Genomic DNA, 14,754 nt, shown 5'->3' on the forward strand with positions numbered 1-14,754 from the left:
GGTTCAGCCCGTGCGCCGGCCAAAACCGCCGCCGCCCAGGCTGGCGGAACCGAAACCGGTCTGGGCACGCGGCTGGAAGGCGACCGGCGCGCGCTTGGCGGCGCGGGCCATTTCAAGCCGTTCGTAAAGCGGGCCATCGCTCAGCTCATAGGGGAAGCGAATGCCCATCCGGTCCTCCTCGGCCCAGCGGACCGTGCCGAAGACGATGAAGCCATCCAGATCGAGTTGACATTGCGAGCGCGCCGGCAAGGTGCAGCCCACGACTTGCGCCCCGCCTTCGCTCAGATCGACGATCATGCCTTCCAGACTGTCCAGCACCGTCGTGACGACGATGGGAATGTCCACGGCAATGCGTTCGCGGCTGCGCTGTATCTGCATATCGCCTCCAAATCTCGTCAATTATCGACCCGCAAGGTTAATGAAATCTTAAATTGAGAACGATTCTTAACGTGGATTTGCCGCCAATATCCGTTTTCTTTCGCCCTTTCCGGGTTTAGGGGGCGTTGCATGACCATGTCCGACATCCTCCGTACCGCCGCGACCGCATCCAAGGCCTGGCCTTATGAAGAAGCCCGCAAGCTTGTGAAGCGCTACAAGCTTGACGAGAAAGAGGGCGGCGCGCCGGACAAGGGGCATATCCTGTTCGAAACCGGCTATGGCCCATCGGGCCTGCCGCACATCGGCACTTTCAACGAAGTGTTGCGCACGACCATGGTCCGCAACGCCTTCCATGCGCTGTCGGATATTCCCACGCGGCTGGTGGCGTTCAGCGATGATCTGGACGGGTTCCGCAAGGTGCCTGACAATGTGCCGAACCAGGCGATGCTCGCCGAATATCTGGGCAAGCCGCTGACGCAGGTGCCCGATCCGTTCGAGAAGTATGAAAGCTTCGCCCATCACAATAATGCGAGGCTGCGGGCGTTCCTCGACAGTTTCGGTTTCGACTATGAATTCGTGTCGGCGACGGAGCGGTATCAGGCCGGTGCGTTCGATGGGGCGCTGCGCCAGGTGCTGCGTCGCTATCAGGCGATCATGGACATCATGCTGCCGACCCTGCGCAAGGAACGGCAGGCGACCTATTCGCCCGTCCTGCCGATCAGCCCAAAGAGCGGTATCGTGTTGCAGGTGCCGGTGGAGGTGATCGACGCCGAAACGGGCATTGTGCGCTTTGTGGATGAGGGCGAGACGATCGAACAGTCGATCCTGGGCGGCGCGGCCAAGCTGCAATGGAAGGTCGACTGGGCGATGCGCTGGTATGCGCTGGGCGTCGATTATGAAATGGCGGGCAAGGATCTGATCGATTCGGTGACCCAGTCGTCCAAGATTTGCCGTGCGCTCGGCGGGCGTCCGCCCGAAGGCTTCAACTATGAGATGTTCCTCGACGAAAAGGGCGAGAAAATCTCCAAGTCCAAGGGCAATGGCCTCAGCCTCGAACAATGGCTGACCTACGGCCCGCAGGAAAGTCTGGCCTTCTACGCCTATCGCGAGCCGAAGAAGGCGAAGCAGCTCCACATGGGCGTCATCCCGCGCGCGGTGGACGAATATTGGCAGTTCCGCGGCAATTACGCGAAGCAGGCGGTCGAACAGCAACTGGGCAACCCGGTGCATCATATCCATGATGGCCAGTTGCCGCAGGGCGAATTGCCGGTGACTTTCGGCCTGCTGTTGAACCTGGTCGGCGTGATGGGCGATGCCAGCCGCGAACAGGTGTGGTCCTATCTGCAAAATTACGCGCCCGGCGCCAGCGCGCAAACCTATCCCGAACTGGACGCGCTGATCGGCCATGCGCTGGCCTATCACCGCGATTTCGTCGCGCCGACCCTCCGACGTCGCGCGCCAGACGTCAATGAGGCAGCGGCGTTGCGCCAACTGGACAAGGAACTGGCCGCGCTGCCGACAAGCGCATCGGCCGAAGATATCCAGAATATCGTCTATGCCATCGGCAAGGACGAGACGTTTGGTTTTGCCGAACTGCGCGACTGGTTCAAGGCGCTCTACCAGACGTTGCTGGGCGCGGATCAGGGACCGCGCATGGGCAGTTTCATTGCGCTGTACGGCATAGAAAACAGCCGCAAGCTGATCGCGCAGGCGCTTGCCGCCTGAGGCTGACGACGCGGAACATTCTGCCATCATGGGGCGTTCTGCGCATCGGTCCACCCCCCTTTCGGACTGGTGATGCGCCTTGCGCGCATCATCGGCCGCGTGCGCCTGGAAACGGGCGGCGCGGCCAAGCGGGGGGAATATAAAAAACGGCCCCGAACGATCCGTCCGGGGCCGTTTTTATGCCCTTGGCTTTTACCAGAAGAAACTGCGGTGGGCCGTGATCACGCGGCCGGTACGGACGTTGACCAGCAGCACGTCGTTATAATGGCGGACCCAGCGCTGGTTCACGCCCGGACGAGGCAGGCGATAGCGGTAGGGATTGGCGATATAATAGCGCGAATTATAGTAGGCCGGACGCAGCTGCGCACCGGCGTTCCACTGGCTGTAGCGGAAGGGCGCGCGCCAGTTGCCGCCGCGATAGACGCTGCGATGGGTGCGGCGATAGTCGCGCCAGTCTTCGCGCGCTTCCTGGCGGGCGTCGCGCACATCGCGTCGTTGTTCGCGCACATCGCGACGGTCGCCATAGCGTTGCGCCTGGCGCAGATCGCGCTTTTCCTCGCGCAGATTGCGTTCGCTGCGGCGGGCTTCGCCATAGGATTGGGCCGACGCGACGCTGGGTGCAACTGTGGCGGCAAGCAGACCAAGAATGATGAGTTTACGCATAGAAATTCTCCCATATTCTGTGGCGGTTGAACCTGTCCGGCAAGATCGGGTTCCATCGCCTGGAAAGGGGTTATGCGGCCCGGCGCCTGAACGGCGCGGAAATGAAGCTGTCAGTTTTCAGTCATTTATGTCGCAAAGTGTAACCGGCCACCGACAAGGTTCAGCCCCAGGGATGCTCGCGAAACCATTTGGTGACGACATATTTGGCGCCCCGTTCGACCGGGCGTGCGGCATGCAGGCTCAAGCGGTTGGGCGCCCCGTCGCGGTCCATATTGTTCCAGATCAGGATCATGCCCTCGACCGGCGGCACCATGAATTCGCATTGCGGGAAGTGGGTTTCGCCGCCCGCCTCCACCGGCGACAGATAGATCATCGCGGTCCAAGTCCGCTGCCCGCCGCTGGCGCGCATCTGCGGCCAATAGCTGGCGGTGACCGGGAAATAGTCGCAATGGACCTTATATTCCTGTCCCGGCGCATAGCGCTGCCCCTGGAGCGTTTCGCCATGGCGGGCGGACAGGCCGGTCAGCGCGCAGATACGGTCGCTCACCGCCAGCACCAGCTTGTCCCAGGGATTGAGGTTGCAGCTATGGCTGGTGCGATAGTCCGCGTTCGCGCTGCCCGAAAAGAGCGTGGACGGCTTGGCGTCCGCGTCGATCATCGCGCGCAGGCCTGCACATTCTTCCGCGCTCAGGAAATCCTGGCGGCCATAGATGTCGAGCAGCGGGGCGTCGATGCGATGCACCATGGGGTTGCGGTCCAGCCGCTTGCGCACATCGTCGCCAATCCCGGCGCGCAGCAGCGACGCGATGCCGCCATCATCCTTTTCCTGGCTCATGTCCGCGTCCTGCCACAGAGGCGACCGCCCTGAAAAGACCCCGGCGCGTTTCCGCGCCGGGGCCAGTTTTCCTGAAGGCCACTTCAGGGAGGGGGTTCTGATATCAACGCGGCGGCCGCCGCGGCGTCACCAGAAGAAGTCGTGGATCACATCGACGACATAGCCGTCGCGAATATCGACCAGCATCGCGTCGTCATAATAGCGAACCCAGCGCAGCGTGCCGTAGGCGGGCGGCAGGCGGTAGCTATAGGGATCATTCAGCCAGTAGCTGTTGGAATAGAGCAGGCTGCTCAGCACGATGCCGACCGAAAAACGGCGATAGCCATAATCCCAGCCGCGCGGCGCGTAATAGCGGCCCATGCGGTAGCGGTCGCCATAGCGGTTGCGATAGCTGTTCCAGTCATAACGCCGATCCTGGCGCCAGCCATTGTCCCAGCGCCGCTGGTTGCTCCAGCGGGTGCGGTCGTCATAACGGCGGCCATTATTCCAGTTCGCGCCACTCTGGCCTCGATTGTCGGTCCAACGGCGATCGTCACGCCTGTCGTCCCTGCGATCATCGCGCCGATCGTTGCGCCAGTCCTGGCGGTCGTCCCGACGATCGCTACGCCAGTCCTGTCGCGCATCGCGGCGGTCATTGCGCCAGTCTTGCTGGTTTTCGCGCTGGTCGTTGCGGCGATCCTGCCAGTTTTGCTGGCGATCGTCGCGCCGGTCCTGCCGCGCTTCGCGTTGCGCCAGGGCGCCGGGGCGGTTCTGGTCGCTGCGCCATTGCGGATTGGCGCGCTGTTGAGGGCGCTGATCGATGCGGCGCTCAGGGCGGACTTCCGGGCGCGGCGCCGCCATCTGGGGCGCGGGCCGCACGGCCGCGCGCTGCTGCCCGCGTCGCACCTGCGCCTCGCCACGCTGGTTCATGCGGTTGCCGCGCGACATGCCGCCGCCGCTTTCCACGCGGCCGGCGCGCTCGCCACCGCGGTTGCCGCGCTGCTCCTGGTTACTTTGCGCATAGGCCGGGGCGACGCCGCTCAGCAGCGTTGCGGTCATCAGACCCGCCAGCATCATCTTCCTCAACATCGTCGTGACTTTCGTTGGCCGGGGGGCACTACGCTCCCTCATAATCCTCATTTAGAACCGCCGCGATGTCGTGATGCTGAACCCGTCAGACAGCGATTTGAAAGAATCGGCCGGAGACGATAGAGAGGGTCCATTCATGCGACCAGTGTCCGTTGGTGCGTGTCGCATTGGCGACGAACTCCCGGAACCCTGGCAAAAGCTGATCCAGATCAGTGCGCCGCCGCGTAACTGCCTATAGGACTGACGAGTGACGAGAATTCCCGAAGCTGGCCAGACCCGCCAGGCCCTGCGCGCCGCGACGATGGAATCCCATCAGGTGGTTGACGCGATCTATGCCGGCTTTGCGCTCGATTCGGCTGTCGATTATCGCGCTTTTTTGACTGCGCACGCCAGGGCGCTCGGCGGCTTGGAGCCAGCCGCACGCCCCGACGCGCCACGGTTGCCGCTATTGGCGCAGGACCTCGCGGCGCTCGACCTGCCCGTTCCCGACCCTTTGCCGTTGGCGCAAAGCCGTACCGATGGCTTTCATTGGGGCTTGCGCTATGCGCTGGAAGGATCGCGGCTGGGCGGCGCCATGTTGTCGCGCCAGGTCGCGCCCGGCCTGCCCAAGGCCTATCTGTCGGCCGCGCATGGCAAGGGCGAATGGATAGCCTTCCAGCAGGCGCTCGACAGCGCCGCGATGGAAGGCGGCGAAGGCTGGCTGGACGACGCCGTGCAGGGCGCGCAGGCCGCCTTCGCCCTTTTCGCGCAGGCGGGCCGAGCCTCTCAGGTGGTTGGCCATGGCTGATCGCGAAGCGACCAACGCGACCTTCGCGGTCGATCTCACCAATTGCGATCGGGAACCGATCCATGTGCTGGGGGCGGTTCAGCCGTTCGGCTTCCTGATCGCGCTGACCGCCGACTGGCTGGTGTCGCGCGTATCGGCCAACAGCGCGGAGTTTATCGGCCTGTCGCCCGACGACATGTTGGGCAAGCCCATCCACGCCCTGTTGGATGGGGAGGCGATCCACGCGCTGCGTAATCGCATCACCCTGCTGCGCGGCCCCGATTCGGTCGAACGCCTGTTTTCGATTCCCTTGATGGCGGGCGGCCCGGCTTTCGACGTCGCGGTCCATTTTTCCGGCCCGTTGGTGGTGGTGGAGGCGGAGCCGGCGGCGCATGGCGAGATGGAGGCGAGCAGCACCGTCCGTTCGATGGTGGCGCGATTGGCCCAGGCCGATGGCATGGCCGCCTTCCTGCGCGACGGTGCGCGGCAGGTGCGGGCGCTGACCGGCTTCGATCGTGTGATGGTCTATCGTTTCGCCGATGCCGGGGACGGCGAAGTGGTCGCCGAAGCTTTGAAACCGGGTATCGACAGCTTTTTTGGCCTTCACTATCCTGCGTCCGACATTCCCGCGCAGGCGCGTGCGCTCTATATGCGCAATATTTTTCGCGTGATCGCCGACGTGAAAGCGCCGCCGGTGCCGATCGTTCCGCAACTCGACCCCAATGGTGCGGCGCTCGACATGTCGCTGTGCCTGACCCGCGCCGTGTCGCCGATCCATATTGAATATCTTCGCAATATGGGGGTGGGCGCGTCGCTCTCCATCTCCATCATCGTCGAAGGCAAATTGTGGGGGTTGTTCGCCTGCCACCATTATGCGCCGCGCCTGCCGACCTTCGCACAGCGCAGCGCGGCCGAACTGTTCGGCCAGATATTCTCGATGATGCTGGAAAGTCGCGAGCGTGGCGAAACCGCCGCCTATGAAGGCAAGGCGCGGCAGGTGGCCGACCGGCTGCTGTCGGCGGTGGCGCAGGACCATGATCTGCTGTCCAACGCCCGTTGGCTGGGCGACATCATCTTCGACACGATCCCCGCCGATGGCGTGGGCGTCTATATTGACGGGCAGATGACCTTTTCGGGCCTTGCCCCCGACGAGCCTGCCTTCGCCGCGATCGTGTCGATGATGAACCGCGTGGCCGCCAGTCAGGTCTATACTACCGCCAATCTGTCGGCGGTATTGCCCGACGCGGCCGCCTATGCCGACCGCGTATCGGGCCTGTTGGCGATCCCGCTGTCGCGCCGACCGCGCGACTATGTCGTGTTGTTCCGGGCCGAGCAGTTGCGATCGGTGCGCTGGGCCGGCAATCCCGAAAAAGCCATCGAATATGGTCCCAACGGGCCGCGGCTGACGCCGCGCAAAAGTTTCGAACAATGGTCGCAACTGGTGAAGGGCACCGCGCTGGCCTTCACCCCGGCGGAACTGCGGGTGGCCGAAGCGCTGCGCACCGCGCTGCTGGAGGTGATCCTGCGCCTGTCCGATTCGGCCGATGCCGAACGGCGACGGGCGCATGAGAAGCAGGAACTGTTGATCGCCGAACTCAACCACCGCGTCCGCAACATCCTGTCGCTGATCCGCGGGCTGTTGTCGCAGACGCGCGACAGCGCGCAATCGGTCGACGAATTTATCGGTACGCTGGAAAGTCGGGTCCATGCGCTGGCCCGCGCCCATGACCAGATCACGGCCGATCGCTGGAGCCCGGCGCGCCTCTATGATCTGATCGAGGTCGAATCAGGCGCTTATCTGGGCGAACGCAGCGACCGGGTAAAGCTGTCTGGTCCCAATGTGCTGTTGACGCCGGGCTGTTTCACCGTGCTGGCGCTGGTGATCCACGAAATGCTGACCAATGCCGCCAAATATGGCGCGCTGTCGGACAATGGGTCGGTCAAGATCGCCTGGCGCGTGGACGGGGATGGCAGCCTGCTGATCGACTGGACCGAAAGCGGCGGCCCGGCGGTGGTCGCGCCAACGCGGCGCGGCTTCGGTTCGACGGTGATAGAACGGTCCATTCCCTATGATCTGGGTGGCCATGCCGAAATCAACTATCGACTCGCGGGGATCGAGGCGCATTTCTGCATTCCGTCCACCCATGTCGTGTCGGTGCTGCCCGACGTGGTGGGAAGCGATCGCGCAAAGCCGGTCGCCGCGGTCGAGCCCGGCCTGCTGAAAGGGCGCAATGTTCTGCTGGTCGAGGATAATATGATTATCGCCATGGATGGCGAGGATGCGCTGCGCGACTTGGGCGCGGAGGTGATGACCGTCGCAAGCGTGGGTCGCGCGCGCGAGGCGATCGCGATCCAGCCGGTCGATCTGGCGGTTCTCGACTTCAACCTGGGTCATGAAAACAGCCTGCCGATCGCGGAATTGCTGGCGGAGCGTGGCGTCCCCTTCATCTTTGCGACTGGCTATGGCGACGGGCTGGAACTGCCGGCGCGATTCGAAGGAGTTACGCTGCTCAAAAAGCCTTATTCCGGCGCGACTCTGGCGCAGGCGCTGACGCCGGTCGTCGGCGCAGCGGGCTGACCTGAGACAACGAAACGGACAGTTTCCGCATCGTCGATTGCGGCCCGCCCCGCGCTTGCCGATCTATGCGCCATGTCCACACAGCCTACCCTTTTCATCCCCCATGGCGGCGGTCCCTGTTTCTTCATGGACCCGGCCGATTCCGACCATGCGCATAGCGACCCGATATGGCGGCCGATGCAGGATTATCTCGCCGGGCTGATCGCAACCCTGCCCGAACGGCCGCGCGCGATCCTGCTGGTGTCGGGCCATTGGGAAGAGCAGGCCTTCACCGTCCATACAGGGGAACGCCCATCCCTGCTCTTCGATTATTATGGCTTTCCGTCGCACACCTATACGCTGCGCTGGGACGCGCCGGGTGCGCCCGATCTGGCGCGCCGCGCCGCCAGCCTCCTGGCGGATGCGGGCTTCGCCACGGCGGAGGAAGAAGCGCGCGGCTGGGACCATGGCGTCTTCGTGCCCCTGAAGGTCGCGCTGCCCGATGCCGACATTCCGGTCGCCCAGTTGTCATTGCGCCATGATCTCGATCCGGCCGCTCATATCGCGGCCGGGCGTGCGCTTGCTCCTTTGCGTGACGAAGGCGTGCTGATCGTCGGGTCGGGCATGAGCTTTCACAATCTGCGCGTGCGCGGGCCGCAGGCGATCGGGCCGTCCACATCCTGGGACTATGCCCTGACCGCCGCGGTGACCGATACCGATCCGCAGAGCAGGGCGGCCCGCGTCGCCGCCTGGGAGGCATTGCCGCAGGCCCGTTTCGCCCATCCGCGCGAGGAGCATCTGTTGCCGTTGATGGTGGCGCTGGGCGCGGGCGGCGACGATGCCGCCACCTGCGACCATCGCAGTTCGGTCATGGGCTGGTCGGTGTCGGGCTATCGTTTCGGCTGAGTCGGCGGGCGGCCGAGCGCCGGGACGGTCCGGGCCGCATCCTCCGGGGTGATGCCCGGCGGTGGCGCGGCCGCCACCTGATCTTCCCCGCGCATGATCCGGCCGGCCCGCTTGATCGCGCCGCGCAGCCGGGGGTAGATGCCGCAGCGGCAGATATTGGTGATCGACCCGTCGATCTCTTCGTCGGACGGGTCGTTGGTCCGCCGCAGCAGCACCGACGCGGCCATGATCATGCCGGGGATGCAATAGCCGCATTGCGACACATTGTCGGCCGCGAACGCCTGTTGCAGCGGGTGGCCGCGATCGGGCGACAGCGCCTCGATCGTGGTGACGAAGCGGCCCTCGGTCTTCCCGATCGTCACCTGGCAGGATCGTACCGCCTCGCCATCGATATCCACGGTGCAGGCGCCGCAATCGCCGGTGCCGCAGCCATATTTGGCGCCAGTCAGGTTCGATGCATCGCGCAACGCCCAGAGCAGCGGCGTTTCGGGGTCCATGCGATATTGGACAGGCCGGTCGTTGACGGTGAAGCGGGTCATGGCAGCGCTTCGATCGCCGCATCCGCCTCTTCCGCTTTGTGATAGAGGACTTCGTTGCGGATATGGATGATCTGCGACGCGAGCCGGATTTCCTGGATGAAAGTGGCGAAACCGCCCGCCTGCAACAGCATCGCCAAGCTGAACAGGGCGGCGATCGGCGTGCCCAGATGCGCGTCGAACAGATTGCCCGCGAACAGCAGGATGACGACCAGGCAGACCGCGCAGGCGGACGCGACCGACAGGAAGATGGCGCTGTTGACGACGCTCATCCGCCGGTCGAGCACGCGGATTTCCGCGACCATCCGGTCATGTTCCTTGCCGCGCGAGGTCAGGATCGCGGCCTCCACCGAGCGCGCCCGATCAATGATGCGGGCGAGGCGACTGACGCAGACGTTCAGGAACGCGCCGATGCCCGCCAGCAGGAAGACGGGTGCAAGCGCCAATTGGATGGTCTGGGCGACCTGACTGACCTGGGGCAGGGGGATCATTGCGCGGCACCTCTCACGACGCAGCTATCCTTCATCGCGGAAGACGGGGCAAGAGCATGACGGAATGCCATTGCACGCCCTGTTTAGACGAAGCAGGTGTTCCCGCGACGGCGGGAACCCAGTCCTGTCGTCTGAACTGGATTCCCACCTTCGCGGGAACACGCCGCGTCCTGCAATCAGGCCACGCCCTTGGACGAGGGCGCATTGACGCCCATGGATTTCAGATATTGCTTGATGTTGCGCGCCGCCTGCCGCAGTCGCTGTTCATTCTCGACCATGGCGATGCGGACGAAGCCTTCGCCATCCTCGCCATAGCCAACGCCCGGAGCGACCGCGACCTTGGCATGGGTGAGCAACTGTTTGGAGAATTCCAGCGACCCCATCTCCTTCAAGGCCGGCGGCAACGGCGCCCAGCAGAACATCGATGCGCGCGCAGGCGGAATGTCCCATCCGGCGCGGCCGAAGCTCTCCACCAGCACGTCGCGGCGCTTGTGATAGAGAAGGCGGTTCTTCTCGACGATGTCCTGCGGCCCGTTGAGCGCGGCGCAGGCGGCCGCCTGGATCGGCGTGAAGGCGCCATAGTCGAGATAGGATTTCACCCGCGTCATCGCCGCGATCAGTTTGCGGTTGCCCACGGCGAAACCCATGCGCCATCCGGCCATGCTGTAGGTCTTGGACAGCGAGGTGAATTCGATCGCGACATCCTTCGCGCCCGGCACCTGAAGGATGGAGGGCGTCGGATTGCCGTCATAATATAATTCGGAATAGGCCAGGTCGCTCAGCACCCAGACCTTATTCTCCTTCGCCCAGGCGACCAGCCGTTCGTAGAAGGCGAGGTCGACCGTCTCGGCCGTCGGGTTGGACGGATAGTTGACGACGAGGATCGACGGGCGCGGCACGGTGAAGGCCATGGCGCGGTCGAGCGCGCGGAAATAATTTTCGTCCGCGGTCGTTGGCACGGACCGGATCGTGGCGCCCGCCAGGATGAAGCCGAACATGTGGATCGGGTAGCTGGGATTGGGGGCCAGCACGACGTCGCCCGGCGCGGTGATCGCGGTGGCGAGGCTGGCCAGCCCTTCCTTCGACCCCATGGTCACGACGACTTCGGTTTCCGGGTCGACATCGACGCCGAAGCGGCGGCCGTAATAATTGGCCTGCGCCTTGCGAAGGCCGGGAATGCCCTTCGACTGGGAATAGCCATGGGCGTCTGGCTTCTGCGCCACCTCGATCAGCTTGGCGATGACGTGCGGCGGCGGCGGCAGGTCGGGATTGCCCATGCCCAGGTCGATAATATCCTCTCCCGCCGCACGGGCGGCCGCTCGCATCGCATTGACTTCGGCGATGACATAGGGCGGCAGGCGCTTCATGCGGTAAAATTCTTCGGACATTATAGGGGCTTTCCTGAAAGCTCTCTGTAGGGAATAGTGCGCGACGCGCCGCTGGCATGTCACAATCTGGCTATAACTCGCCCGATTGCGACGCGCCAGCGAAAGCGGCGCGACGCAATGATGCCAGGAGGAGCAAGGTGGCCATGGATAAAGCCGACGTCATGGAACCTCACCTGCCCACGCTCCAGCAGATGCAGCAATGGACCGAGGTGATCGGCCGCGCCCAGCAGTTGATGCTGGAACAGGCGGCGGGCGCGACGGGCCGCGTGCTGCCCTTCGACCCGGAAACCGTGGCGCGCATCCAGACCAGCTTCGCGGATGAAGGGTTGGCGCTGTGGCAGCGTTTCCTCGATTCGGGCGGATTGCTGCGCGATCAGCCCGACCCGGCGCCGGCGGACAGCCCGGCGGCCGCCAAGGACCGACGCTTTGCCGACCCGGCCTGGACGCAGCATCCCTTTTACGACCTGATCCGGCAAAGCTATCTGCTGGTGTCGGACTATCTGACCCGGCTGGCGGATGCGGTGGATGGCGTCGATCCCAAGGCCAAGGCCAAGCTGCGTTTCGCCACCAGCGGGATGCTGGACGCGCTCTCGCCCGCCAATTTCCCGCTCACCAATCCGACCGTCGTGCAGAAGACGATCGAGAGCGGCGGCGAGAATCTGGTCAAGGGCCTCAAGCACATGCTGGCCGACATGGAAAAGGGGCAACTGACCCATACCGACGGCACGCAATTCGAGTTGGGGCGCAACATCGCCGCGACGCCAGGCAAGGTCATTCACGAGACCCCGCTTTACCAGCTGATCCATTATGCCCCCTCGACCGCGACGGTGCTGGCAACCCCGCTCATCATCTTCCCGCCCTGGATCAACCGTTTCTACATTCTCGACCTGTCGCCGGAAAAGAGTTTCGTCAAATGGGCGGTGGATCAGGGGATCAGCGTGTTCCTGGTATCGTGGAAGTCGGCCGACGCCTCCATGAAGGATCTGGTCTGGGACGATTATATCCTTAAGGGCCAGGTCGATGCGATCGATACGGTGCGCAACCTGCTGAAGGTGAAGAGCGTCCACACCATCGGCTATTGCGTCGCGGGGACGACGCTGGCCGCGACGCTGGCGCTGCTGGCGGCGCGGGGGCAGGCGGACAAGGTGGCGAGCGCGACCTTCTTCACCGCGCAGGTGGATTTCAGCAAGGCCGGCGACCTGACCTTGTTCATCGACGACGAGCAAATGAAGCTGGTGGATCAGCTATCGTCGGGCGGATTTCTGGACGGGCGCTATATGGCCGTCACGTTCAACCTGCTGCGCGGGCGCGACTTGATCTGGAACTATGTCGTCAACAATTATCTGCTGGGCATGGATTATCCGCCCTTCGACCTGCTTTATTGGAATGGCGACACGACCAACCTGCCGGCGCGCTGGCACAAGGATTATCTGACCCGGCTGTATCGCGACAATCTGCTGGTCGCGCCCGGCGCCATCAGCGTGGACGGTACGCCGATCGACCTCAAGACGATCCAGACCCCCGCTTATGTGCAGGCCGGACGGGAGGACCATATCGCCCCGCTGGAAAGCGTATGGAAGCTGACGGAAAATCTGTCCGGCCCGGTGCGGTTCCTGCTGGCGGGGTCTGGACATATCGCCGGGGTCATCAATCCGCCCGCAGCGAACAAATATCAATATTGGGTGGCGGACGAGGCGCAGCCGACGCTGGAGGATTTCCTGGCGATGGCGAAGGAAACCAAGGGAAGCTGGTGGCCGGATTGGCGCGCCTGGATCGAACGGGGTGATTCGCGCACGGTGCCGGCCAAGGGCGCGCGGCAGCCGGGGAAAGGCCGTCTCAAGGCGATCGAAGATGCGCCCGGACGCTACGTAAAGGGGCGCTAAGTTCCATAATATAAGCTTTTCGGCCAATAGTGCCGAAAAGCCGTCCAACCGTCCGTTTCAATTTTGTTGCGGTGCACAATAAGCCTTGCAAGGCGCTTTCAAAACCCTTATTGTGCACTGCAACAAACGGAGGATGGTCATGGCTGTTACCCCAAAGACCCCGAAGAGCAGCCCGCTCGCCAAGCCCGGTTCGTCGACCCTGTCGGCGAGCGAGGCGCTCAAGGCGGCGGAAGCGGCGATCGGTGGCGCGGCTGAAAAGAAGCCCGCGCCCAAAAAAGCGGTTTCGGCCGCGGTGAAGCCGATTGACACCAATCCGCAGAAAGAGCCCACGCCGACGCCTGCCCCCACGCCGACGCCGACGCCCGCTCCGACGCCTTCGTCAACTGCCGAGATCCCGACCGAACAGGTTGATCCCGTCGCGATCGCCGCCGCGTCGACGGCGGTGGACGCCGCGCCCGAACCCGAAATTACAGAGAGCCTGGCCAAGGCCGAAACCATTGCGACCCAGCCGCTGCCCGCAGAAGGAACCAAGATCATGAACGATGTCATCGAAACCGGTAAGAAGTTCGCCGAAGACACCAAAGCCAAGTTCGAAACGGCCTATGCCGACATGAACGAGAAGGCCAAGGCCAGCGTCGAGAAATCGACCAAGGCGATTGAAGAGCTGAGCGACATCGCCAAGGGCAATGTCGAAGCGCTGGTCGAGTCCGGCAAGATCGCCGCCAAGGCCATGGAGACCATGGGCCAGGAAGCCGTCGATTACAGCCGCAAGAATTTTGAAAAGGCGACCGCGTCGTTCAAGACCTTCTCGACCGTCAAGACGCCGACCGAATTCTTCCAGTTGCAGAGCCAGATGTTTTCGAGCAGCTTCGACGAGTTCACCAAGGAAGCCGCCAAGAGCAGCGAAGCGATGATGAAGCTGGCCGGTGACATCGCTCAACCGCTGACCGCGCGCGTGACGCTGGTGACCGACAAGGTGAAGTCGCTGGCCGCCTGATCGGCCACGCTTTCCCTATCGTAGCAAAGGGGCGTCACTTCCATCACGGAAGCGGCGCCCCTTTGCTATAACGCTGAAATATCGTCCTACCGGCCGGATGGGCTTTTCGGCCCCTTGCCATGGCGCGGCAAATCGCCATATCCTTGAGCATCATGAACAGCCTTACCACATCCCATGCAGGCCCCGTTGCGATGGCCGGCCAGCATCCGGACGATCAGGGCGAGGGGCCAGGCGGTCCCAGCGTCGGAATCGCCACCCGGACGCGCACCCGCACCAAAAAGCCTTCGCTCTACAAGGTGTTGCTGCTCAATGACGACTATACCCCGATGGAGTTCGTCGTGCATGTGCTGCAAAGCTTCTTCCGCATGGACATGGAGGAAGCGACGCGGGTGATGTTGCATGTCCACCAGCGGGGCGTCGGCGTATGCGGCATTTTCAGCTATGAGGTCGCCGAGACGAAGGTGAACCAGGTGATGGATTTCGCCCGGCAAAACCAGCATCCGTTGCAATGCACGCTGGAAAAGGCCTGACCGGGGCCAAGCGTTAATCGGTTCTTGAGCG

General features: G+C 63.6%; 14 protein-coding genes. 7 read left to right on the forward strand and 7 right to left on the reverse strand.

Features of this window, described 5'->3' with window-relative positions; all coding sequences use genetic code 11:
* Positions 1 to 3 precede the first annotated feature (3 nt).
* A complete protein-coding gene (locus tag V473_RS01405; RefSeq protein WP_066599637.1) occupies positions 4 to 378 on the reverse strand; it encodes a PilZ domain-containing protein in 375 nt (124 codons plus the stop codon).
* A 129-nt stretch (positions 379 to 507) separates the two neighbouring features.
* On the opposite strand from V473_RS01405, the gene V473_RS01410 reads away from it, so the two are divergent.
* Positions 508 to 2,103, forward strand: coding sequence for a lysine--tRNA ligase (locus V473_RS01410; RefSeq protein WP_066599639.1), 1,596 nt, complete (start codon positions 508 to 510; stop codon positions 2,101 to 2,103).
* A gap of 192 nt (positions 2,104 to 2,295) precedes the next feature.
* On the opposite strand, the gene V473_RS01415 is transcribed toward V473_RS01410, so the two are convergent.
* The 3 genes from V473_RS01415 to V473_RS01425 form a co-directional block, all read right to left on the reverse strand.
* The gene (locus V473_RS01415; protein ID WP_066599640.1) at positions 2,296 to 2,766 is read right to left on the reverse strand and encodes an RcnB family protein; all 471 of its coding nucleotides are present in this window, start codon (positions 2,764 to 2,766) and stop codon (positions 2,296 to 2,298) included.
* A 160-nt stretch (positions 2,767 to 2,926) separates the two neighbouring features.
* Positions 2,927 to 3,601 carry a prolyl hydroxylase family protein gene (locus tag V473_RS01420; protein ID WP_066599643.1) on the reverse strand — a complete coding sequence of 225 codons (675 nt, stop codon included), beginning with the start codon at positions 3,599 to 3,601 and terminating at the stop codon, positions 2,927 to 2,929.
* A 126-nt stretch (positions 3,602 to 3,727) separates the two neighbouring features.
* Positions 3,728 to 4,669, reverse strand: coding sequence for an RcnB family protein (locus V473_RS01425; RefSeq protein ID WP_066599645.1), 942 nt, complete (start codon positions 4,667 to 4,669; stop codon positions 3,728 to 3,730).
* 247 nt (positions 4,670 to 4,916) lie between these two features.
* Here V473_RS01425 and V473_RS01430 point away from each other — a divergent pair, with 247 nt between their 5' ends.
* The 3 genes from V473_RS01430 (at position 4,917) to V473_RS01440 (ending at position 8,898) form a co-directional block, all read left to right on the forward strand.
* Positions 4,917 to 5,456, forward strand: a complete 540-nt coding sequence (locus V473_RS01430) for a biliverdin-producing heme oxygenase (RefSeq protein ID WP_408021482.1) — start codon at positions 4,917 to 4,919, stop codon at positions 5,454 to 5,456.
* A complete protein-coding gene (locus V473_RS01435) occupies positions 5,449 to 8,013 on the forward strand; it encodes an HWE histidine kinase domain-containing protein (protein ID WP_066599648.1) in 2,565 nt (854 codons plus the stop codon). The genes V473_RS01430 and V473_RS01435 overlap by 8 nt, the downstream gene beginning before the upstream one ends.
* A 72-nt stretch (positions 8,014 to 8,085) precedes the next feature.
* On the forward strand, positions 8,086 to 8,898 hold the full coding sequence (locus V473_RS01440) for a DODA-type extradiol aromatic ring-opening family dioxygenase (protein ID WP_066599650.1): 813 nt from the start codon (positions 8,086 to 8,088) through the stop codon (positions 8,896 to 8,898).
* Here the strand turns inward: V473_RS01440 and V473_RS01445 are convergent.
* From V473_RS01445 to V473_RS01455, 3 genes are all read right to left on the reverse strand, one after another.
* A complete protein-coding gene (locus V473_RS01445; protein ID WP_066599653.1) occupies positions 8,883 to 9,437 on the reverse strand; it encodes a (2Fe-2S)-binding protein in 555 nt (184 codons plus the stop codon). The two genes, V473_RS01440 and V473_RS01445, sit on opposite strands and share 16 nt — an antisense overlap.
* Complete coding sequence (locus V473_RS01450; RefSeq protein WP_066599657.1) at positions 9,434 to 9,925, reverse strand: DUF2721 domain-containing protein; 492 nt, start codon at positions 9,923 to 9,925, stop codon at positions 9,434 to 9,436. The genes V473_RS01445 and V473_RS01450 overlap by 4 nt, the downstream gene beginning before the upstream one ends.
* Positions 9,926 to 10,101: 176 nt before the next feature.
* A complete protein-coding gene (locus tag V473_RS01455) occupies positions 10,102 to 11,313 on the reverse strand; it encodes an LL-diaminopimelate aminotransferase (protein ID WP_066599661.1) in 1,212 nt (403 codons plus the stop codon).
* Positions 11,314 to 11,456: 143 nt separating this feature from the next.
* Between V473_RS01455 and V473_RS01460 the strand changes: the two genes are divergently transcribed.
* From V473_RS01460 to clpS, 3 genes are all read left to right on the forward strand, one after another.
* Entirely contained in the window at positions 11,457 to 13,196 is a 1,740-nt protein-coding gene (locus V473_RS01460; RefSeq protein WP_066599670.1) for a PHA/PHB synthase family protein, read from the forward strand.
* A 139-nt stretch (positions 13,197 to 13,335) separates the two neighbouring features.
* On the forward strand, positions 13,336 to 14,193 hold the full coding sequence (locus V473_RS01465) for a phasin family protein (protein WP_066604824.1): 858 nt from the start codon (positions 13,336 to 13,338) through the stop codon (positions 14,191 to 14,193).
* A gap of 119 nt (positions 14,194 to 14,312) precedes the next feature.
* A complete protein-coding gene (clpS, locus tag V473_RS01470) occupies positions 14,313 to 14,723 on the forward strand; it encodes an ATP-dependent Clp protease adapter ClpS (protein WP_066599673.1) in 411 nt (136 codons plus the stop codon).
* Positions 14,724 to 14,754 lie beyond the last annotated feature (31 nt).

Source organism: Sphingobium cupriresistens LL01 (genome assembly GCF_001046645.1).
Classification (GTDB): Bacteria; Pseudomonadota; Alphaproteobacteria; order Sphingomonadales; family Sphingomonadaceae; genus Sphingobium; species Sphingobium cupriresistens.

Bases quoted from the DNA above. Each gene is read 5' to 3' on its own strand.
- V473_RS01465 (WP_066604824.1), top strand. From the start codon at position 13,336: ATGGCTGTTACCCCAAAGACCCCGAAGAGCAGCCCGCTCGCCAAGCCC.
- clpS (WP_066599673.1), top strand. From the start codon at position 14,313: ATGGCGCGGCAAATCGCCATATCCTTGAGCATCATGAACAGCCTTACC.
- V473_RS01450 (WP_066599657.1), bottom strand. From the start codon at position 9,925: ATGATCCCCCTGCCCCAGGTCAGTCAGGTCGCCCAGACCATCCAATTG.
- V473_RS01440 (WP_066599650.1), top strand. From the start codon at position 8,086: ATGTCCACACAGCCTACCCTTTTCATCCCCCATGGCGGCGGTCCCTGT.
- V473_RS01460 (WP_066599670.1), top strand. From the start codon at position 11,457: ATGGATAAAGCCGACGTCATGGAACCTCACCTGCCCACGCTCCAGCAG.
- V473_RS01455 (WP_066599661.1), bottom strand. From the start codon at position 11,313: ATGTCCGAAGAATTTTACCGCATGAAGCGCCTGCCGCCCTATGTCATC.
- V473_RS01425 (WP_066599645.1), bottom strand. From the start codon at position 4,669: ATGTTGAGGAAGATGATGCTGGCGGGTCTGATGACCGCAACGCTGCTG.
- V473_RS01435 (WP_066599648.1), top strand. From the start codon at position 5,449: ATGGCTGATCGCGAAGCGACCAACGCGACCTTCGCGGTCGATCTCACC.
- V473_RS01415 (WP_066599640.1), bottom strand. From the start codon at position 2,766: ATGCGTAAACTCATCATTCTTGGTCTGCTTGCCGCCACAGTTGCACCC.
- V473_RS01420 (WP_066599643.1), bottom strand. From the start codon at position 3,601: ATGAGCCAGGAAAAGGATGATGGCGGCATCGCGTCGCTGCTGCGCGCC.
- V473_RS01410 (WP_066599639.1), top strand. From the start codon at position 508: ATGACCATGTCCGACATCCTCCGTACCGCCGCGACCGCATCCAAGGCC.
- V473_RS01445 (WP_066599653.1), bottom strand. From the start codon at position 9,437: ATGACCCGCTTCACCGTCAACGACCGGCCTGTCCAATATCGCATGGAC.
- V473_RS01405 (WP_066599637.1), bottom strand. From the start codon at position 378: ATGCAGATACAGCGCAGCCGCGAACGCATTGCCGTGGACATTCCCATC.